General features: G+C 63.3%; 19 protein-coding genes. 15 read left to right on the top strand and 4 right to left on the bottom strand.

Annotated features, from left to right (window positions below; all coding sequences use genetic code 11):
- The first annotated feature begins 55 nt into the window (after nucleotides 1-55).
- From ACTIGC_RS03450 to ACTIGC_RS03490, 9 genes are all read left to right on the top strand, one after another.
- Entirely contained in the window at nucleotides 56-850 is a 795-nt protein-coding gene (locus ACTIGC_RS03450) for an outer membrane protein (protein WP_439633080.1), read from the top strand.
- A gap of 171 nt (nucleotides 851-1021) precedes the next feature.
- Nucleotides 1022-1996 (top strand): NADPH:quinone oxidoreductase family protein, encoded by a 975-nt coding sequence (locus tag ACTIGC_RS03455; RefSeq protein ID WP_127568475.1) that lies wholly within the window; start codon nucleotides 1022-1024, stop codon nucleotides 1994-1996.
- Nucleotides 1997-2040: 44 nt separating this feature from the next.
- Nucleotides 2041-3114 (top strand): isoaspartyl peptidase/L-asparaginase family protein, encoded by a 1074-nt coding sequence (locus ACTIGC_RS03460; RefSeq protein ID WP_439633081.1) that lies wholly within the window; start codon nucleotides 2041-2043, stop codon nucleotides 3112-3114.
- Nucleotides 3115-3192: 78 nt separating this feature from the next.
- Nucleotides 3193-4227, top strand: coding sequence for a glycerophosphodiester phosphodiesterase family protein (locus tag ACTIGC_RS03465; RefSeq protein ID WP_439633082.1), 1035 nt, complete (start codon nucleotides 3193-3195; stop codon nucleotides 4225-4227).
- A 134-nt stretch (nucleotides 4228-4361) separates the two neighbouring features.
- The gene (locus ACTIGC_RS03470; RefSeq protein WP_439633083.1) at nucleotides 4362-5510 is read left to right on the top strand and encodes a homogentisate 1,2-dioxygenase; all 1149 of its coding nucleotides are present in this window, start codon (nucleotides 4362-4364) and stop codon (nucleotides 5508-5510) included.
- Between the two features lie 23 nt (nucleotides 5511-5533).
- Complete coding sequence (locus tag ACTIGC_RS03475) at nucleotides 5534-6535, top strand: sodium-dependent bicarbonate transport family permease (protein ID WP_439633084.1); 1002 nt, start codon at nucleotides 5534-5536, stop codon at nucleotides 6533-6535.
- Between the two features lie 4 nt (nucleotides 6536-6539).
- Nucleotides 6540-6851, top strand: coding sequence for a P-II family nitrogen regulator (locus ACTIGC_RS03480; protein WP_127568465.1), 312 nt, complete (start codon nucleotides 6540-6542; stop codon nucleotides 6849-6851).
- Between the two features lie 47 nt (nucleotides 6852-6898).
- On the top strand, nucleotides 6899-7552 hold the full coding sequence (locus ACTIGC_RS03485) for a carbonic anhydrase (protein ID WP_439633085.1): 654 nt from the start codon (nucleotides 6899-6901) through the stop codon (nucleotides 7550-7552).
- 21 nt (nucleotides 7553-7573) lie between these two features.
- Nucleotides 7574-8587, top strand: a complete 1014-nt coding sequence (locus ACTIGC_RS03490) for a fumarylacetoacetate hydrolase family protein (RefSeq protein WP_439633086.1) — start codon at nucleotides 7574-7576, stop codon at nucleotides 8585-8587.
- On the opposite strand, the gene hspQ is transcribed toward ACTIGC_RS03490, so the two are convergent.
- Nucleotides 8588-8920 carry a heat shock protein HspQ gene (hspQ, locus tag ACTIGC_RS03495; protein WP_439633087.1) on the bottom strand — a complete coding sequence of 111 codons (333 nt, stop codon included), beginning with the start codon at nucleotides 8918-8920 and terminating at the stop codon, nucleotides 8588-8590.
- 229 nt (nucleotides 8921-9149) lie between these two features.
- On the opposite strand from hspQ, the gene ACTIGC_RS03500 reads away from it, so the two are divergent.
- Complete coding sequence (locus ACTIGC_RS03500) at nucleotides 9150-10280, top strand: Ppx/GppA phosphatase family protein (protein WP_439633088.1); 1131 nt, start codon at nucleotides 9150-9152, stop codon at nucleotides 10278-10280.
- Nucleotides 10277-11008, top strand: a complete 732-nt coding sequence (locus tag ACTIGC_RS03505; RefSeq protein WP_439633089.1) for an RlmE family RNA methyltransferase — start codon at nucleotides 10277-10279, stop codon at nucleotides 11006-11008. Before ACTIGC_RS03500 ends, ACTIGC_RS03505 begins: the two co-directional genes overlap by 4 nt.
- On the opposite strand, the gene ACTIGC_RS03510 is transcribed toward ACTIGC_RS03505, so the two are convergent.
- The 3 genes from ACTIGC_RS03510 to ACTIGC_RS03520 form a co-directional block, all read right to left on the bottom strand.
- Nucleotides 10991-11350 carry a type II toxin-antitoxin system PemK/MazF family toxin gene (locus ACTIGC_RS03510; protein ID WP_439633090.1) on the bottom strand — a complete coding sequence of 120 codons (360 nt, stop codon included), beginning with the start codon at nucleotides 11348-11350 and terminating at the stop codon, nucleotides 10991-10993. The genes ACTIGC_RS03505 and ACTIGC_RS03510 overlap by 18 nt on opposite strands.
- Nucleotides 11344-11589: an AbrB/MazE/SpoVT family DNA-binding domain-containing protein gene (locus tag ACTIGC_RS03515; RefSeq protein WP_439633091.1), complete on the bottom strand. Its 246-nt coding sequence runs from the start codon at nucleotides 11587-11589 to the stop codon at nucleotides 11344-11346. The genes ACTIGC_RS03510 and ACTIGC_RS03515 overlap by 7 nt, the downstream gene beginning before the upstream one ends.
- Nucleotides 11590-11654: 65 nt before the next feature.
- Nucleotides 11655-12560, bottom strand: a complete 906-nt coding sequence (locus ACTIGC_RS03520) for an aromatic ring-hydroxylating oxygenase subunit alpha (protein ID WP_439633092.1) — start codon at nucleotides 12558-12560, stop codon at nucleotides 11655-11657.
- Between the two features lie 190 nt (nucleotides 12561-12750).
- Between ACTIGC_RS03520 and ACTIGC_RS03525 the strand changes: the two genes are divergently transcribed.
- The 4 genes from ACTIGC_RS03525 (at nucleotide 12751) to ACTIGC_RS03540 (ending at nucleotide 18462) form a co-directional block, all read left to right on the top strand.
- The gene (locus ACTIGC_RS03525; RefSeq protein WP_439633093.1) at nucleotides 12751-15057 is read left to right on the top strand and encodes an ATP-dependent helicase; all 2307 of its coding nucleotides are present in this window, start codon (nucleotides 12751-12753) and stop codon (nucleotides 15055-15057) included.
- A 69-nt stretch (nucleotides 15058-15126) separates the two neighbouring features.
- Nucleotides 15127-15774: a TetR/AcrR family transcriptional regulator gene (locus tag ACTIGC_RS03530; protein WP_439633094.1), complete on the top strand. Its 648-nt coding sequence runs from the start codon at nucleotides 15127-15129 to the stop codon at nucleotides 15772-15774.
- Nucleotides 15775-16349: 575 nt separating this feature from the next.
- Nucleotides 16350-17747 carry a magnesium transporter gene (mgtE, locus tag ACTIGC_RS03535; protein WP_439633095.1) on the top strand — a complete coding sequence of 466 codons (1398 nt, stop codon included), beginning with the start codon at nucleotides 16350-16352 and terminating at the stop codon, nucleotides 17745-17747.
- A 28-nt stretch (nucleotides 17748-17775) separates the two neighbouring features.
- Nucleotides 17776-18462 (top strand): hypothetical protein, encoded by a 687-nt coding sequence (locus ACTIGC_RS03540; RefSeq protein WP_439633096.1) that lies wholly within the window; start codon nucleotides 17776-17778, stop codon nucleotides 18460-18462.
- Nucleotides 18463-18506: the final 44 nt, after the last annotated feature.

Raw genomic sequence — 18506 nt, forward strand, 5'->3', positions numbered from 1 at the left:
CTATTGCATATCCGATATTGCATATCACTTTCGGCCATCCAAGAAGGAGACAGAGATGAGTTACTCAACCCGCCTTTCGGTCCTGCGTACGGGTCTTGCCGCGTCGGTGCTTGCCCTGGCGCTAGGCGCGGGTGCATCCGCACAGCAATATGTCTCGGCGTCTGCCGGGTTCAATTTCCAGAGTGACAGCTCCAATTCCGGCAGTTTCACCAGCGATTTCACCACCGGTGAAGGCGTTGCCGTGCCGGCCGGTACCGTGCTGGCCTCGGGCACCCCGCTGGGCTGGAACACCGAGTTCGAGACGGGCGCATTTGTCAGTGCGGCCTATGGCTGGCGCCTGGCGAGCGGCCTGCGCTTTGAGGCCGAGATCGGCTATTCATCCAGCGATGTCGACACCCACACCAATGTGACGGTCGGCGGCAACCCGATCGGGGCGGCTGACGCGGCTGTCCTGATTACCGGCTCGCCAGAGCTTGGTGTGACCGTGGCTGATCTCGTGGCTGACGGCCGCGGCGTGATCCGCAATACCAGCTTCATGATCAACGCCTATTACGATTTCGATCTTGAAGGCCCGCTGGGGCTTTATGCTGGTGCGGGCATTGGCGCGTCGAGTGTGAAGGTCCGTTACAACCCGTCCGATGTCGATATCATCAATGGCCGCGAGACGGTGTTTGCCTACCAGTTGATGGCCGGCGCGAGCTTTGATGTGTCGGACCGCGTCCAGATCTTTGGCGGTTATCGCTACCGCGCGACGCAGGATGTGGATCTCAATGTCAACCTGTTCCCGGCCACGCTGGATATCGAGAACCGTTCCAACATCCTGGAAGCGGGCGTGCGCTTCTACTTCTAGTCTGGACTGTCAGTAATATCCGGCAGACCGGATCGAGTGGCCCTGCGGTTCTTGCCCGCCGCAGGGCCATTTTTGTCCGGTAGGTGCAGGCTTCGCGCATTGCCCTTGGCGGGCACCAGCCTTTAAGGTCTGGCGCAAATGACCTGATGCAGTACGAAAAGGACAATCCGCATGCGCGCTCTGATCTGCAAGGAATTCGGCCCCTACGAGAATCTGGAAGTGGCGGAAGTGGATGCGCCGCCGCTGAATGAGGGCTTTGTGCAGGTCGATGTGAAGGCAGCAGGCGTCAACTTTCCCGACATCCTTCTGGTCGAGGGCAAGTATCAGGCCCAGCCGCCCTTTCCCTTCATTCCGGGCACGGAGTGCGCCGGCGTGGTCTCCGAGCTCGGCAAGGGTGCGTCAGGCTTCAAGCCGGGTGACCGGGTGATCGTGGCGACCATGCTGGGCGGATTTGCCGAGCAGGCCGTTGCGCCCGCAGCCCAGGTAATCCCGATCCCCGACGTGATGAGCTTTGAGCACGCGGCTGCCTTCACCACGATTTACGGCACGTCCTATCATGCGCTGAAACAGCGCGCGAAGCTCAAGCCCGGCGAGACCGTGCTGGTGCTGGGCGCTGCCGGAGGTGTTGGCCTTGCCACCGTGCAGCTGGCCAAGGCGATGGGCGCTAAGGTGATCGCAGCCGCCAGCTCGGCAGAGAAGCTGGAGATCGCCCGCGAAGGCGGGGCTGACGAGCTGATCAATTATACAAGCGAAGACCTTAAAGCCCGCGTGCGCGAGATCACCGCAAACAAGGGCGTGGACGTCGTCTATGACCCTGTGGGCGGGGATTATTCCGAAGCCGCCTTGCGCGCTACCGGCTGGGGCGGGCGCTATCTCGTCATCGGCTTTGCCGCTGGTCCGATCCCGAAAGTGCCGCTCAATCTGGCCCTCCTTAACAGCCGCGACATTCTGGGCGTGTTCTGGGGCGCGTGGGCGGGCCGCAACCCGCGTGAGAATGCGCAGAACATGAAAGAGCTGTTTGACCTCTACGAGGCCGGGAAGATCGTGCCGCACATTTCGGCGGCCTATCCGCTGGACGAATTTGCCAAGGCCTTTGCCGACATCATGGAGCGCCGGGTGAAGGGGAAAGTTATCCTCACCTTCTGATTTCAGGCTATTCTGACCCCTGCCAGCCAGTCATGGAGTTGACGATGATCCGTATCCTGATTGCCCTTGTTGTCCTTGTCCTTGCAGCCCCTGCCGCGCAGGCGCGGAACGCAAGCGCGGGCGAGCTTGAATGGTCCATCATCATTCATGGCGGGGCAGGCGTGATCGAACGCGGCGCCATGGATGATGAAACCGAGGCCGCCTATCGCGCTGCCTTGCAGGCCGCTCTGGAACTGGGCGGCGCCATGCTGTCGGGCGGCGCGGACGGGGTGGATGTGGTTGAGGCGGTGATCCGGACGCTCGAAGACGATCCGCTGTTCAATGCCGGGCGCGGCGCGGTGTTCACTGCAGAGGGCCGTGTGGAGCTGGATGCCTCCATCATGGCGGGTAATTCGCGCGCTGCCGGGGCTGTCGCTGGCGTCACCGGGGTACGCCATCCCATTTCGCTGGCCCGCGCCGTGATGGAGCACAGCCCGCATGTCATGCTGATCGGGGATGGGGCTGAAGCCTTTGCCGCCGAGCGCGAGCTGGAGACAGCGGAACAATCCTTCTTCTTCACCGAGCGGCGCTGGCAGGGGCTGGAGCGTCAGCTGGAGCGTCTCGGGCTGCCAGTTCCGCCCCGCCCGGAAGGCGCGCCGGACCCTGAACCGATCCGCGAAGGCGCGCTTGATCTGTTGGAGCGCGAGCATCGCTTTGGCACAGTCGGCGTGGTGGTGATGGACACTCATGGCGTCACCGTCGCTGGCACGTCGACGGGCGGCACGACCGCCAAGAGATGGGGGCGGGTGGGCGATACGCCGATCATCGGCGCGGGCACCTGGGCCGACGAACGCTGCGGGCTCTCTGCGACCGGCACGGGTGAGTACTTCATCCGCTTCAACGTCGCCGCCACGATCTGCCATGAGGCCGACCGGCTGATGATCGAACACGGGTTTGAAGCCGCCGCACAGATGGCCGCTGACCGCATGATGGAGCGCCTTGAGGCCGATGGCGGGGATGGCGGCATCGTCATGCTGTTTGTCGGCCAGCCGGTCTGGGCGATGAACACGCCGGGCATGTACCGCGCCAGCTGGGGCGAACGCCGCGAGCCGTATGTCGCCATCTATGGTGATGAGTAGGTTTTTGCTCCGTCACAGGCCTGTCGTCTGACTGGGCTAGTAGCCCTGCAATGTCTAATAATCCCTCGCGGAGTTTCCATGCGCCTGTTTGATCCTGCCCTGCTGAAACTTGCCAGCATGTCGGCCCTGTCCCTGCTTCTGGCGGCCTGCCCGGAGCCGGTGGGTGAGATCGAGATACCCGAGCCGAGCGGTGTGGTATCGGAGGCCGAGCGGCGCCTGGCTGAAACCGAATCTGCGCCGGCGACCCTGCCCGAACCCCTGGTGGCGGCGGTCGCGCCCGAAGGACAGTTCATCCCCGATGTACTGCGTTGCCTGATGGAACGTGAGGTGACGCTGGTCAGCGCGCACCGGGGCGGCGTGGAGCCGGGCTATCCGGAACACGCGATCGAAACCTTCGCCAACACGCTTTCGGGCGGACCCATGTTGCTGGAGATGGATGTCCGGCGTACTGCCGATGGCGTGCTGGTCATGATGCACGATGAGAGCCTGGACCGGACCACGAACGGAACCGGGAATATATCCGAACTGACCTTCGCCGAGCTGTCGGCATTCCAGCTGGTCGATAATGAGGGTGAGCTGACCCCCTATCGCATCCCCAGCCTGTCGGAAGTGCTCAGCTGGGCGCGCGGGCGCGCCTTCGTCCAGCTGGACCTGAAGCGCACCGTGCCGGTGGAGGAGCTGGTGGAGGCGATCCTCGCCAATGACGCCCTCTCCTACGCCATGGTGATTACCTATGAGGCTGAGGACGCGCTGCGCGCCGCAGCCGTGAGCGACGATGTGGTCATTTCCATCCAGCTGACCGATCCCGAACGTCTGGGGGCGCTGACCGCCGCCGGTGTCGATCCGGCCCGCCTCATCGGCTGGGCTGGCGTACAGCGCGAGCTCGACCCGTCTGTCTGGGCTCATTTGCTGGAGGCTGGCATTCCTCCCGTTGCCGGCACGCTGTGGCACATTGACAGTGCAGTGCTGGAGAGCGGCGATACGTCCATCTATGCCGGATTTGCCGATGCGGGCGTGGCCATGATCGCGACCGACCTGCACTGGACCGCCTATGAAGCGCTGGAAGAGCGCCAGGATACGGTGGCGGCTTTCCGGGCCTGTACGGCGGAGTAGGACGCTCACTCACCCTTTGCCAGTCCATCCGCGCTCAGGCAGACTGCGCTACCGGGCACCCCTTGCCGCGAAGCCTCTTTCATTTAGTTTCAAATGTAACTAAATTGACGGTCCGGCAGAACGGAGAACATGTCATGGCGCGCAAATGGATCTACACCTCCCGCAGCGAGGGCGATGCCTCGCGGCAGGCCCATGCCGATCTGCCCGAGCATGCGCCCTATGAGCGCGAGATGAGCAAGGAGGGGTTTTTCGGCCCCGCCGCCTTCCTCCATCACAAGCGCCCGCCGACCGGCTGGGTGAAGTTTGAAGGCCCACTGCAGCCGCGCGCCTTCGATCTGACAAGGCTGAACCGGCCCGATGATGTGCCGTGGTCCAGCCCGTCGGTCCTCTTCAACAATAGCTGCGACATACGTCTGTGGAAGTTGGACAAGCCGATGACGGGCCTTGCCCGCAATGGCGATGGCGACCAGCTCTTGTTCATCCATACCGGCAAGGGCTCGCTCTTCTGCGATTTCGGCCATCTGGCATACGAGGCGGGCGATTACATCATCCTGCCGCGCGCGACGATGTGGCGGCTGGTGCCGACCGAAGCGACGTCCGTGCTGATGGTGGAGGCCACCAACACCCACTACACCCTGCCCGACCGGGGCCTGCTCGGCCCGCATGCGATCTTCGACCCTGCCGTGCTGGACGTGCCCGCCATGGACGAGGCCTTCCGCGCGCAGCAGGCCGACGAGGATGGTGAGTGGGTGGTGCATGTGAAGAAGCGCGGGCAGGTCAGCCGCATCACCTATCCGTATAATCCGCTGGATGCCGCTGGCTGGCATGGTGAGCTTTATCCGGTGCGCCTGAATGTGCGCGATATCCGCCCGCTGATGAGCCATCGCTATCACGTGCCGCCGAGCGCGCACACGACCTTCCTGTCGGACCGTTTCGTGATCTGCACCTTCGCGCCGCGCCCCTTCGAGACTGATCCCGGCGCGCTGAAAGTGCCGTTCTTCCACAACAACAATGATTACGACGAGGTGCTGTTCTACCACGCGGGCGACTTCTTCAGCCGCGACGGCATTGATGCAGGCATGATGACCTTCCACCCGGCAGGCTTCACCCATGGCCCGCACCCCAAAGCGCTCGCCAACATGTTCACGCAGAAAAAGCCTGCCACGGACGAGTATGCCGTGATGATCGACACCCGTGATCCGCTGGATGTGGGCGAGGGCGCTGCCAGCGTCGAGAATCTGGATTACGTTCACTCATGGAAGCCGAAACAGGCGGCCGAGTAGCGATCATCTGACCGGGGCGGGGCATGGATATTTTCACGCTGGCGGAAGCCAATCTGATCTCCCCGCCCATCCTGTTTTTCGTGCTGGGGCTGATCGCGGCCTTCGTCCGCTCTGACCTTTCCATCCCTGAAGCCATCGCCAAGGCGCTGTCGCTCTATCTGGTCATGGCGATCGGTTTCAAGGGCGGGGCCGAGATGGCTGCCGGTGACCTCAACTGGTCTGTCGGCGGCGCAATCCTTGCCGGCATTGTGCTCTCGGCACTCCTGCCGATTCTCGGCTTCGGCCTGCTCATGCTGACCACGAAGGTCGGACGCATTGATGCGGCGGCCATCGCCGCGCATTACGGCTCCATCTCCATCGTTACCTTCATTGCTGCGAGCGATGCGGCGCGCTTTCTGGAGACGCCGGGCGAAGGTTTCATGGTCGCGGTCGCTGCGGCCATGGAAGCCCCGGCGATTGTGACAGCGCTGATCCTCGCCGGCTCTGCCGCGCGCGCGTCCAATGGCGCTGAGGGGCATGGCGAAAGCCGCCTCTCGGTTCTCAAGGAGATCGCCGCCAACGGCTCCATCGTTCTTCTGATCGGGGCGTTCTTCATCGGCTGGATGACTGGCCCTCGCGGCATGATGGCCGTCGCGCCCTTTTTCAATGACATTTTCCGCGGCGTACTCTGCCTCTTCCTGCTCGATATGGGGCTGGTGGCGGGCAGGGGGCTATTGCGCAACTGGCGCGTGCTCAAGCCCGGCGTTATCGGCTTTGGCCTCTACATGCCGCTTATCGGGGCGCTGGCAGGCATGGGAACGGGGCTGGCTGTGGGGCTCGACGGCGGCAGCCTCGGCCTTCTCATGACGCTCGCCGCATCCGCCAGCTATATCGCCGTGCCAGCGGCTTTACGCCTTGCCCTGCCCGAAGCGCGGCCTGCCATCTCGCTCACGCTGGCGCTGGGGATTACTTTCCCGTTCAATCTGGTGGCGGGTATTCCGCTCTATTTCTGGCTCGCCCGGCTTGTGACCGGCACTGGAGGCTAGACCGATGCAGACCAGTCTGAAAAAGCGCCTTGAGATCATTATCGAGATGCCCGCCGTGCCGCGCCTTGAGGGCGTGCTGGAAAAGGCAGGGGTCAAGGGCTGGACGGTGCTGCCCGCCAAGTCCGGGCGCGGTGCCAATGGCAGCTGGTCACGCGAGGGCCAGATTACCAGCGCCGGGCGCATGGTGATGGTTCTGGTGATCATTGACCCTGCGGTTCTCGACACGGTTCTGGAGCGCGTCTATGCGCTGCTGGAGCGCCAGATCGGCATTGTGATGGTGTCCGATGTGCAGGTGGTGCGCGCCGAGCGCTTCTGACATAGCCGCGCTTGCCGCGCGCCCAATCGAAGGCTAGACCGCCAGACATGATACCCACCCGACTGCATGAGGGCTTTGCCCGCTTCCGCGCCGAGCGCTTCGAGCGCAAGCAACGCATCTGGCAGACCCTCGCCAAGGGGCAGAGCCCTGAAACGCTCGTCATTGGCTGCGCTGACAGCCGCGTCGATCCGGCCGCCATTTTCGATGCCGGGCCGGGCGAGCTTTTTATCATCCGCAATGTCGCCAATCTGGTCCCGCCTTACGAGCCGGACTCCGCGCATCACGGCGTTTCGGCCGCGCTGGAATATGCGGTGACGGTGCTGAAAGTTAAGAACATCGTGGTGCTGGGCCATCGCCAGTGTGGCGGCGTGGCTGCGGCCGCCACGGGTGCGGCGGAAGACACCCAGTTCGTGCGCAAATGGCTTGAGCCGTTGACGCCGGTCCACGCGGAAGCCTGCCGGGAGCTCGGCGCAGACGCATCTGTCGATGATCTGTGCGATGACATGGAGCTGCGCTCCATCCGCCGTTCGCGCGAGCGTCTGATGTCCTTCCCCTTCATCGCTGAAGGGGTGCAGGCCGGAACACTGGTCCTTCATGGCGCGCGCTTTGGCATTGCAGACGGTGAGCTTGAATGGCTGATGGCTGATGGCCAGTTTGAGCCTGTGGCGCCCGCCCTTACCCCTCGTTCTGACCGCGCCTGACGCGCAAAGGAGCCTTTAGCGATGAAACTTGCCAGCCTGAAGAATGGCCGCCGCGATGGCCGTCTGGTCGTGGTCTCGAAGGATCTCGCCTGGTGCGCGGACGCGTCTCACATTGCGCCGACCCTGCAGGCCGCGCTGGATGACTGGGACGTGATCGCGCCGAAGCTGGAAACCCTGTCGGACGAGCTGCACCGCGAGACCATTCCGCGCGAACGCTTTCATGAGCATGAAGCGCTGTCGCCCTTGCCGCGCGCCTATCAGTGGGCTGATGGCTCGGCCTATGTGAACCATGTGGAACTGGTCAGGAAAGCACGCGGCGCCGAGATGCCGGAAAGCTTCTGGACCGATCCGCTGATGTATCAGGGCGGGTCCGACGCGTTTCTTGCGCCCCGTGATCCGATCCCGCTGGGTGATGATGCCTGGGGCCTCGATTTCGAGGGTGAAGTGGCTGTCATTACCGGCGATGCGCCGATGGGCTGCACGGCGGACGAGGCGGCCAAAGCCATCCGTCTGGTGATGATCTGCAATGATGTGTCCTTGCGCGGGCTTATTCCCGGCGAGCTGGCCAAGGGGTTCGGCTTCTTCCAGTCCAAGCCGCCGACGGCCTTCTCTCCGGTTGCTGTGACGCCGGACGAGCTGGGCGAAGCGTGGGATGGCGCGCGCCTCTCTTTGCCCCTGCGCTCGCAGTATAATGGCCAGCTCTTTGGCGAGCCGGACGCCGGTGTCGACATGACGTTCGGCTTTCCCGAGCTGATCGCCCATCTGGCCAAGACCCGGCCCGTGACGGCAGGCACGATTGTCGGTTCGGGCACCGTCTCCAACAAGCAGGATGGCGGCCCTGGCAAGCCGGTCAGCGAGGGCGGCAAGGGCTATTCGTGCATCGCGGAAATCCGCATGATCGAGACGATCAATGACGGCAAGCCGAAAACGCCCTTCATGACGCCGGGCGATACGGTGCGCATCGATATGCGCGACAAGGCTGGAAAATCGATTTTCGGTGCGATCGAGCAGGAAGTCGTGCGCTACGGGAAATAGCTAGTTCGCCCGCGAGGCGATTTCCGGCTTTACCTTGTAGCGGGCGCCGTCGAAGCCTTCGAATACGGCGGCCGCTTCGGGGTGGCCCACCGGGCCGTTATGCGCGTCGGGCAGGAGGTTCTGCTCGGATACATAGGCCGTGTAGTAGTTCTGCTCATTCTCTGCCAGCACATGGTAGAAAGGCTGGTCCTTGTGCGGGCGGATGCGCTCGGGGATGGACTGGTACCATTCCTCGGTATTGGCAAATTGCGGGTCGACATCGAAGACGACGCCCCGGAACGGGAAGAGCCGGTGGCGGACCACATCACCGATCGCAAATTGTGCGCTTCGCACGGAAAACCTCTTTTTTGTACAGAGCCTTACCCTTGAGATATGGCGTGGTTTCGACAAGTCCAGCCCTATGCTGCAAGACACGCTGACGGACCAAATCCCTGTCATCCTGTCACAATCGTGTTATCATAGTCTTCAACACACGAACCAGACCGGCTTTGTCCGGCAACGGGCTGCGCGCCGAAAGGTTGCGCGCCTTGCCAGCCAGGCCGGAAGCAGGACCAGACAGTTCATGGATACGCATGACCCCGGTGACCGGCCGGGGACCGATTCGCGCAACACATCCAAAGGCCGGCAGCGGCACGACGTCATTTACGGTGCGATAGACCTTGGCACCAATAATTGCCGCATGCTGATGGCCAAGCGCGCCCACCGGGGCTTTCGCGTGGTGGAGAGCTTTTCGCGCATTGTGAAGCTGGGTGAGGGTCTGGGTGCCAGCGGGGTCCTGTCGGACGAGGCCATGGACCGCGCCGTCGAGGCGCTGGCGGTGTGCGCGCAGAAGCTGGAACGCCGCAAAGTCACAAAGCTGCGCGCCGTCGCCACGCAGGCCTGCCGCATGGCCTCTAACGGTCAGGAATTTCTCGACCGGGTGGAGCGTGAAACCGGTCTGCAGCTTGATCTCATTTCGCCGGAAGAAGAGGCGCGGCTGGCCGTACAGGGCAGTCTGGATCTGCTTGATGACAGCTTTGACGCGGCCTTGGTGGTGGATATTGGTGGCGGGTCGACCGAGCTGTGCTGGCTGGATCTGGCCGAGTGGCGCGAGCGTGGCGGCTATCCAGACGCAGGCCGTCCGGGCATTCGCGGCTGGACGACAATACCGCTGGGCGTCGTCACCCTGTCTGAACGCTGCCCCGAGCCGGAAAATGCCACACCGGACGAGCGGCGCGCCTGGTATGAGGCGATGAAGGCCGAAGTGCGCAAGGAAACGCGTATCCCCAAGGGTGCGCGCCGCCTGCGCCCCCTGTTCGAGCAGGGCAGGGCCCATATGGTCGGCACATCGGGCACGGTAACGTCCGTGGCCGGGGTTCATCTCAACCTTGTGCGTTATGATCGTAACCGGGTGGACGGCTCCTGGATGGAGGCGCACGAGGCACGCGCCGCCTGTGACCGGCTGTCCAGCAAGGACGCGGCAGGGCGCGCCGGCGAGGGGTGTATAGGTACGGAAAGGGCTGATCTGGTTGTTGCGGGCTGCGCTATTCTGGAAACGTTGATGGATGGCTGGCCGGTGCCGCGCCTGCGTGTGGGTGACAGGGGGCTTCGTGAAGGCCTGCTGCTCAACCTGATCTATCCGAGGCGCAAGCGGGGCCGGCGTGGCCGCAAGGGACGGGTACGCAAGTCCGGACCATCAGGAGTTGAAGCATGAGTTCCGGTAAAGATGACGAGCCGCCCGAGGAAAAGCGCCGCAGACGCTCCGGCCCTGTAACGGCCGGGGGCAGCAAGCGCGCCGACAAGCAGTTTCACGAGCGGGTAAAGACCGCCAAGAAGCGCAAGGTCTCATCCCAGCGCTGGCTGGAGCGGCAGCTCAACGACCCTTATGTGCAGCGCGCCAAGGCCGAAGGCTATCGCTCGCGCGCGGCCTACAAGCTGATCGAGCTGGATGAGAAATTCGGCCTTTTGAAGCCCGGCATGCGCATTGCTGATCTCGGCGCGGCGCCGGGCGGCTGGGTGCAGGTGGCGCTCAAGCGCGGCGCCAGCCATGTTGTCGGCATTGACCTTCTGGAAATGGACCACATTGCGGGCGCCGTCCTGATGACGATGGACTTCACTGATCCCGGCGCGCCGGAGGCCGTGAAAGAGGCGCTTGGCGGCCCGGCCGACCTGGTGATGTCCGACCTTGCCCCCTGGACGACCGGCCACAAGAGCACTGACCATTTGCGCATCGTCAATCTGGTCGAGGCGGCGGCAGACTTCGCGCTGGAAACATTGAAGCCCGGCGGGGCGTTCATCGCCAAGGCGTTTCAGGGCGGCACCGAAAGCGAAATACTTGCCCGGCTTAAACCGCGCTTTGACAAGGTGAAGCACGCCAAGCCCGCCGCCAGCCGCGCCGATAGCTCGGAAACCTATCTCGTCGCTCTAGGCTTCCGGGGGTAGGCCTAGCACGACAGCAAGTCTCGCCCGGATATCGGCAAGGCAAGCGCCGCTGACCTCGCCAGCCTTGCGGGCGTGTCTGGCATTGGGGTCTATCGCGCGGACCTGATCAACGAGCGCGTAGCCGTCAACCCCGCCTGTCTCACCGGCCAGCTTCACCTTGAAGGGCCACGGCTTGCCGCTGCTGGTGACCGGGCAGACGAGGATCAGGCTGGAGCGGGCATTATAGCCGCCCGCTGACACCACCACGGCTGGCCGCCGCCCCGCCTGTTCGCGGCCCGAGACATCGGCGAACTCCAGCCAGACCAGATCGCCGGGCTGGAAAGCGGCCGGCTGCGTTACCAAGCCTCAGCCCCGCGCGCTGGTCCCCAGTCAATTTCTGCTGGCGGATCACATTGTTCCATCTGTGCAAACAGAGCGCCGGGGTCGAGCTTGGCCGGGCGTTTGACGGGTGTGATGACGAGCTGATCGTTCACCAGCTCCATCTCTACCTCGTCGCCAGCCTTCAGGCGCAGCTGGTCAGAGATGTCCTTGGGCAGCCTCACCGCCTGTGACTGCCCCCATTTGCCGATCAACGCTTTCATGGCCTTGCTCCTGAAAAGATATCTTGAAAATATCATTTTTGCGGGCCAAATGCGAGTTCAATGTTTCAAGTCCGCCAGCGCAAGGTCGCGGGCTTGACCGGATTGACGAAGCTGCGGCCCTCGGCGCGTGCCTCCCTTAGCTCCTTCTTTATGCGCTGGTACCAGACGAAGAGCTGGTCAGCGTCGCGGATGAGCATGCCTTTTGCCCCGAATGTCAGCCCCTTCTGGCGCAGCGCCATGATGCGCACATCCTGCTGCAGAAAGGGGCGCGAGACCAGGCGCGCTATCGGCCTGATCGCGCTCAGGACGGGCGTATCCCAGTAGAATATCTGCCGGATGACGGTCTGATCCGCATCAATCGGGGTAAGGGCGGTGACGCCGACAACCGTGTGCTTCTCGGTCCATATCCGCTCAATGCGCAGGCCCGGCAGGCGGAAGGCGATTGTGACGCGGATCGAGCCACCAATGATATTGTAGAGCCTGGAGTTGACGGGTGCGTGCGGAACCATGGTGAAGCCCAGCTCGCTCGGCACATAATCCTTTGCCTTGTCTTTGAGCGTCTTGGAGCTGCGCCAGATCGGGCTGGCGTGGACGTACGGCCCGTGCGCCGGGTCCAGCAGCCCATAGGCGGCATCATCGATATGGCAGGGCAGCAATGCCTCTTCCACGAAGCGGACACGGCCCCTGCCAGGACCGTCGAATGTCGGCGGCAGGCTTGTGGGTTCAGGGGTGATCTCGTCACCCATGAATGCCCAGAGGAGCCCGTCCTGCTCGCAAGTCGTGACGTTATGGCCTGCTTCGTCAACAGCGCTGCTGGTGCCGTCCGGGCTGCGGTGAAGCGTCAATGCTGCGCCGCAAATTCGGGCGTTCAACGGCTTGTGGCGTCTCAGCCTCGAGGCGGGGCAGGCCACGTACCAGACGCCGCGCAACAGCCCGTCATCACTCGGCGTCATCGCGGCTTCGTCGCGCATGGATCATCTTTGCCCGCAGATACGGTGTTTAACACAGTATTGTGCAAAAACATGTAAAGCTGCAAGGGACATGTTCGGCCCTGTGTGGTCAATGCTGCGCTTGTCCGCATCCAGGCCCCTTCGGCCTCGCTCCAGCCGTGCTAACCTGCCAGACCATCGCCGAATCGAGAGCAGACCTGTCCGCGCGCCCATGAGCTCCATACCCCTTTCCCAGCAGGCCTCTGCCCGTCCGCCGTCCGGCGGAGAGACGGGCCTGCCTGCCTATCTCAAAGGGCTCAACGCCGAGCAGCGCGCCGCGGTGGAGGCGACCGACGGCCCGGTTCTGGTGCTGGCAGGCGCCGGCACGGGCAAGACACGTGTGCTGACCACCAGGCTGGCGCATATCCTCGCCACGGGCCGGGCGAACCCGTGGGAGATCCTCTCCGTCACTTTCACCAACAAGGCTGCGCGCGAGATGAAGGAGCGCGTCGGCGCGATCATCGGCGAGGCGGTGGAGGGCTTGCCCTGGCTGGGCACTTTCCACTCGATCGCCGCGCAGATACTGCGCCGTCATGCCGAGTTGGTGGGGCTGAAATCCTCCTTCACCATTCTCGATACCGATGACCAGCTGCGGCTGATCAAGCAGATCCTGCAGGCCGAAGGCATTGACGATAAACGCTGGACGCCGCGCCATCTGTCCAGCCTCATCGATGGCTGGAAGAACCGGGGCATCCGCCCGGAAAAGCTGGGAGAGGAAGATCGCTGGACCTTCGCTGACGGCAAGGCCGATGTCCTCTACCGGCTCTATCAGGAGCGGCTCAAAGTCCTCAATGCCTGCGATTTTGGCGATCTGCTGCTGCACAATCTGACGATCTTCACCGAGCATGCCGATGTGCTGGCGCTCTATCACAGGCGCTTCCGCTATCTTCTGGTGGATGAGTATCAGGACACGAATGTCTGCCAGTATCTCTGGCTGCGCCTGCTGGCGCGCGGGTCGGGCAATGTGTGCTGCGTGGGTGATGACGACCAGTCCATCTATGGCTGGCGCGGCGCGGAAGTGGATAATATTCTGCGCTTCGAGACCGATTTTCCCGGCGCGACCGTGATCCGTCTGGAGCGCAATTACCGCTCTACGGGCCATATTCTGGGGGCTGCTTCCGGGCTCATCAAGACCAATCGCGCGCGCCTCGGAAAGACGCTCTGGACCGACGATGATCCCGGCGAGAAGGTGCAGGTGCGCGGGCTGTGGGATGGCGAGGCGGAAGCGCGCTTTGTTGCCGACGAGATCGAGGCGTTCGTCCGCGCCGGTAACCAGCACAATGACATTGCGATTCTGGTGCGCGCCTCCTGGCAGATGCGCGCGTTTGAAGACCGCTTCATCATGCTGGGCCTGCCCTACAAGGTCATTGGCGGCCCGCGCTTCTTTGAACGCGCCGAGATACGCGACGCCCACGCCTATATGCGCCTGGTGCGCTCGCCGGAGGACGATCTGGCGTTCGAGCGGATCGTGAACGTCCCCAAGCGCGGGATCGGTGAGACCAGCGTGCAGAAGATCGCCTCGGCTGCCCGCTCTGCCGGCGTCTCGATGAGCGAGATGGCGGGCCTGATGGTCCAGACCGACGAGATACGCGGCAAGGCGCGCACCGCGCTTCAGGTGTTTTTGCGCGATGTCGAGCGCTGGCGGCTACAGGCCGACACGATGCGCCATGACGAGCTGGCCGAGATCATCCTTGATGAAAGCGGCTATACGGCGATGTGGCGCGAGGACAAGAGCCCGCAGGCTGCGGGCCGCCTCGATAACCTGAAGGAACTTGTCCGCTCCATGGGCCAGTTCGACACGCTGGAAGCCTATCTGGAACACGTCTCGCTGGTGGCCGATCTCGATCAGGCCGGGACCGGGGACGAGGTTTCCCTGATGACGCTGCACGCGGCCAAGGGGCTGGAGTTTCCCCTGGTCTTCCTGCCCGGCTGGGAAGAGACGGTGTTTCCCTCCCAGCGGTCGCTGGACGAAGGCGGCACCGCGAGCCTGGAGGAAGAGCGCCGCCTTGCCTATGTCGGTATTACCCGTGCGCGGGCGCGCGCTATCATCTCCTTTACCGCCAACCGGATGATTTTCGGGCGTTGGCAGTCTGTTCTGCCTTCGCGCTTTATCGATGAGTTGCCGCCCGAACATGCCGAGGCCAAATCCGAGACCGGATATTATGATGCGGGGCCGGGTTTTGCGGGCGTGTCAGAGCCTGCCGATCCGTTCCGCTCCGCCTATGACAGTCCAGGCTGGAAACGCTTCAAGGCGGCGCAGGAAAGCGGCGCACGGCGCGATCCGGGCGTGATCGAAGGCAAGGCGAAGCTGATCGAGAGCGGCGACAATGGCGCTGGCGGTTTTGCCCGCGGTGACCGGGTCTTCCATCAGAAATTCGGCTATGGCCGTATATTGGTGGCCGACGGCGCCAAGCTCACCGTCGCCTTTGACAAGGCGGGCGAGAAGAAGGTGGTCTCCAGCTTCGTGGAGAAGGCGTGAGATGTTGGCCGCGCGTGTTGCCAGCGCACACTATCGACCTGCCGCCCCAAAGGCTTTAATCCTTCGATTATGAATACGAAAACGCAATCCCGCCCGGCGCGCACCAATGAGCGCGAAGCCCAGAGAGAGGCAACGCAGAGCCGCATCCTGGACGCGGCCATCACCCTGTTTGCCCAGCGCGGGTTTGCCGGCGCGTCGGTGAGCGATGTGGCGCGCGCCTGCGGCGCGCCCGTGCCGCTCATCATGTATCATTTCAAGTCCAAACAGGGCGTGTGGGAAGCGGCGGTCGAGCGCCTCTATGCGCGCGTGAACGCGCAGCTGGCTGAGGAACTGGAAAGCACGCAAGGCCTTACCGGCCTGCCCTTCTACAAGGCGGCTATCCGAGCCCATATCACGACGCTCGCAGCCCATCCTGAACACATGCGCCTCCTGCTGCAGGAGGGCGCCGAGCGCACGCCGCGCCTGGAATGGCTGATAGACCGGCACCAGAAGCCGCTGAACGACAAGATCATTGCACTGATCATATCGGCGCAGGGCGAGGATCTGATCGCGGCGGGCGATCCGACGCATCTCATGTTCGTGCTGTCAGGCGCGTTCTCACTGCCGATCGTGCTGGCCCCGGAATATGAGATTCTCACGGGCAAGAACTCGATCGAGACCCGCCAGATCGAGGCGCATATCGATGCCTGTCTGGAACTGATCCTGAAGCCGGTCTGATTTCACAGAACTGTCTCGAAGCCGGGGTTGACGCCGCATGCAAGCCGGGGTTATGCCCCTGCCCGTCTGCTCACGGCAGGCGACAATCAAGGACACTTTGATGGACGGCAGTTCCAGTAGCCCGCGTCTGACGCGGGCTGAACACAACACCACGCCCTCCGGCCTTTAGATGCCGGGTGATCCGGCAGCGGCTCGTCCTTACAGGACCCACGCTTTCGTCTGATCCACCCGCGTTTGATGGCTCATGAGGGTCAGACATTCGCGCGGGTGTGAGAACCAATCTCGGCTCGCTTCGTTATCATCTGTGTGCCGGGCCGCAAAAGGCCCGCAGCACGCGCGTCGCGCATGCCCCTGATGCGGGCTGCCGGCAGGCAGGGAGGCCGATCATGGACGATCCGTCGAGTAGGCGGGCCGTGATGCGTTCCACAGGACGTGGCGGCCTGCGCGACCAATCCGAGATTTGCGCCCGTGGCGGGATGTCCGGCGCGCGCTGACCTTCTCATGTCGAGGAGGCTGGTGCGCCTCTGACAGTCTTCTGACGGGCCTGTTGCAACGCCCTGTCAGGAGGTTCTGACATGACGAGTAATCACATCGCGGCAGCAATCCGCGACTTTCTGAACAATAACGATACAGCATCCATCAAGACAGCTCTGGCGAGCCTGCACCCGGCTGATATTGCCAATGCCATTGGCACGCTGAGCCCGGAGGAAGTGGCCCGGGTGCTGGCCGCGCTTGGCGTGGAAACGGCGGCTGAAGTCTTCGGCTACCTGCCTGCCGACATGCAGGCCGAGACGGCGCTCGCCATGGAACGCGATGCGCTGGCAGCGCTCGTTACGGCGATGTCGCCCGATGAGCGTGCCGACCTCTTCAACGCCCTGCCCAAAGAGCTGCAGGACCGGCTTCTGCCCGTGCTGGCGCGTGCCGACCGTGAGGACATCCGCAAGCTCTCGGCCTATGCCGAGGGCACGGCCGGGGCGATCATGACGTCGGACTACGCGACGCTGAAAGCAGACCTCACGACCGTTGAGGCCATTGCCCGGCTGCGCCGCGAAGCGCCCAACAAGGAGACCATCTACGACTCTTACGTGGTCGATGAGGACCGCCGCCTGATCGGCGTGGTTTCCTTGCGTGACCTGCTGACCGAGCCGGACGAGGCTCTGGTCGGCGACATCATGGTACGCGAGGTGATCTTCGTGCGGGCCAACGAGTCCCAGGAAGAGGCGGCCCGCAAGATCGCCCAGTACGACCTTCTGGCCATTCCCGTCATCAATGGCGGGGACGCGCTGGTCGGCATCATCACCGCCGACGACGCGATGGACGTGCAGGTGGCCGAAGCCACCGAGGACTTCTACCGCGCAGGCGGCGTGCAGGACATTGGCAGCGACCAGAAGGGCTATGTGCCCGGCATGAAGCGCATCACCAATGTGCGCACCGCCTCCACCTTCGTACTCTACCGGATGCGTATCGTCTGGCTGGTGCTGCTGGTCTTCGGCAACATCTTCTCCGGCGCCGGTATCGCCTATTTCGAAGACACGATCATGGCCTATGTGGCGCTGGTCTTCTTCCTGCCCTTGCTGATCGACTCCGGCGGCAATGCGGGCTCACAGGCCGCCACGCTGATGGTGCGGGGCCTTGCGGTGGGTGATGTGAAACTCTCCGACTGGGGCAAGATGATCGGCCGGGAGAGCTTTGTCGCGCTTCTGCTCGGCATCACCATGGCCATAGCGGTATCTGCTATCGGCGTTGTCCGTGGCGGCCCGGAAGTGGCTCTTGTCGTGTCGCTCTCCATGGTGGTGATCGTGCTTGTCGGCTCTATCATCGGGATGAGCCTTCCCTTCATCCTGTCACGGATGAAGCTCGACCCGGCAGCGGCCAGTGCACCGCTCATCACCTCCATCGCCGATGCGGCAGGCGTGCTGATCTATTTCTCCATCGCCACCGCCCTTCTCGATCTGCCCGCTGCGGCGGCATGACCGGTCCCAATCAACAGGAGCAAGACCGATGAAAAAATTTCTCTTTGCTGTCAGCGCTGTGACGCTGAGCTTTTCCGCCATGCCCGCAAGCTTTGCCAATGGCGGCCCGTACGCGGTGGACGACGCGGGCATCGCAACGCCGGGCATGTTCAAGCTCGAAACCTGGACCTCGTTTGCCAATAATGGTGACCGGGTCTATCTCGCCTCGCCGGGCTTTACGCTGGAAGCGCTGCCCTTTGTCGAGTTCGAACTGACCATGGAGAGCCGCCGTGCGGACGGGGAGTGGGCAACCACCTTCGCCCCTGCCGCCAAGATCGCCTTGCGCGATATTGACGAGCATGGCTACGGCCTCGCCCTGTCAGTGGGCAGCGGCCATGCCGGCGTGATCCGCAATGCCGACACGATCTACGCTGTGGTGCCGCTATCGCTGCCGGTCAATGAGCGGCTCAACCTGCATTTCAATGCCGGTGTGGAGCGTGACCTTACGGAGAACGAGACTGTCGGCGTATGGGGCATGGCCGCGCAAGTAATGGCCCACGACCGGCTGGAACTGATCGGCGAGGTGTTCGGCGCGGAGAATGACCGCCCCGGCTGGCAGGCGGGCATTCGCCCCTTCCTGTTCGACGGCAATGTTGCTCTCGATATCGTCTATGGGCGCAATCTCGATGGTGAGCGGGCCGACTGGCTCACCGTTGGTTTCGCCGTAGAGTTCTAGGCTTAAAGGTTGAAGGGCAGGCCGGGCGTATTATCGCTTGGGTC

It is taken from the genome of Glycocaulis sp. (genome assembly GCF_051859565.1).
Lineage (GTDB): Bacteria > Pseudomonadota > Alphaproteobacteria > Caulobacterales > Maricaulaceae > Glycocaulis.

Coding starts and splice junctions, on each gene's coding strand:
- ACTIGC_RS03450 (WP_439633080.1), top strand. CDS start 56: ATGAGTTACTCAACCCGCCTTTCGGTCCTGCGTACGGGTCTTGCCGCG.
- ACTIGC_RS03455 (WP_127568475.1), top strand. CDS start 1,022: ATGCGCGCTCTGATCTGCAAGGAATTCGGCCCCTACGAGAATCTGGAA.
- ACTIGC_RS03460 (WP_439633081.1), top strand. CDS start 2,041: ATGATCCGTATCCTGATTGCCCTTGTTGTCCTTGTCCTTGCAGCCCCT.
- ACTIGC_RS03465 (WP_439633082.1), top strand. CDS start 3,193: ATGCGCCTGTTTGATCCTGCCCTGCTGAAACTTGCCAGCATGTCGGCC.
- ACTIGC_RS03470 (WP_439633083.1), top strand. CDS start 4,362: ATGGCGCGCAAATGGATCTACACCTCCCGCAGCGAGGGCGATGCCTCG.
- ACTIGC_RS03475 (WP_439633084.1), top strand. CDS start 5,534: ATGGATATTTTCACGCTGGCGGAAGCCAATCTGATCTCCCCGCCCATC.
- ACTIGC_RS03480 (WP_127568465.1), top strand. CDS start 6,540: ATGCAGACCAGTCTGAAAAAGCGCCTTGAGATCATTATCGAGATGCCC.
- ACTIGC_RS03485 (WP_439633085.1), top strand. CDS start 6,899: ATGATACCCACCCGACTGCATGAGGGCTTTGCCCGCTTCCGCGCCGAG.
- ACTIGC_RS03490 (WP_439633086.1), top strand. CDS start 7,574: ATGAAACTTGCCAGCCTGAAGAATGGCCGCCGCGATGGCCGTCTGGTC.
- ACTIGC_RS03500 (WP_439633088.1), top strand. CDS start 9,150: ATGGATACGCATGACCCCGGTGACCGGCCGGGGACCGATTCGCGCAAC.
- ACTIGC_RS03505 (WP_439633089.1), top strand. CDS start 10,277: ATGAGTTCCGGTAAAGATGACGAGCCGCCCGAGGAAAAGCGCCGCAGA.
- ACTIGC_RS03515 (WP_439633091.1), bottom strand. CDS start 11,589: ATGAAAGCGTTGATCGGCAAATGGGGGCAGTCACAGGCGGTGAGGCTG.
- ACTIGC_RS03520 (WP_439633092.1), bottom strand. CDS start 12,560: ATGCGCGACGAAGCCGCGATGACGCCGAGTGATGACGGGCTGTTGCGC.
- ACTIGC_RS03525 (WP_439633093.1), top strand. CDS start 12,751: ATGAGCTCCATACCCCTTTCCCAGCAGGCCTCTGCCCGTCCGCCGTCC.
- ACTIGC_RS03530 (WP_439633094.1), top strand. CDS start 15,127: ATGAATACGAAAACGCAATCCCGCCCGGCGCGCACCAATGAGCGCGAA.
- mgtE (WP_439633095.1), top strand. CDS start 16,350: ATGACGAGTAATCACATCGCGGCAGCAATCCGCGACTTTCTGAACAAT.
- ACTIGC_RS03540 (WP_439633096.1), top strand. CDS start 17,776: ATGAAAAAATTTCTCTTTGCTGTCAGCGCTGTGACGCTGAGCTTTTCC.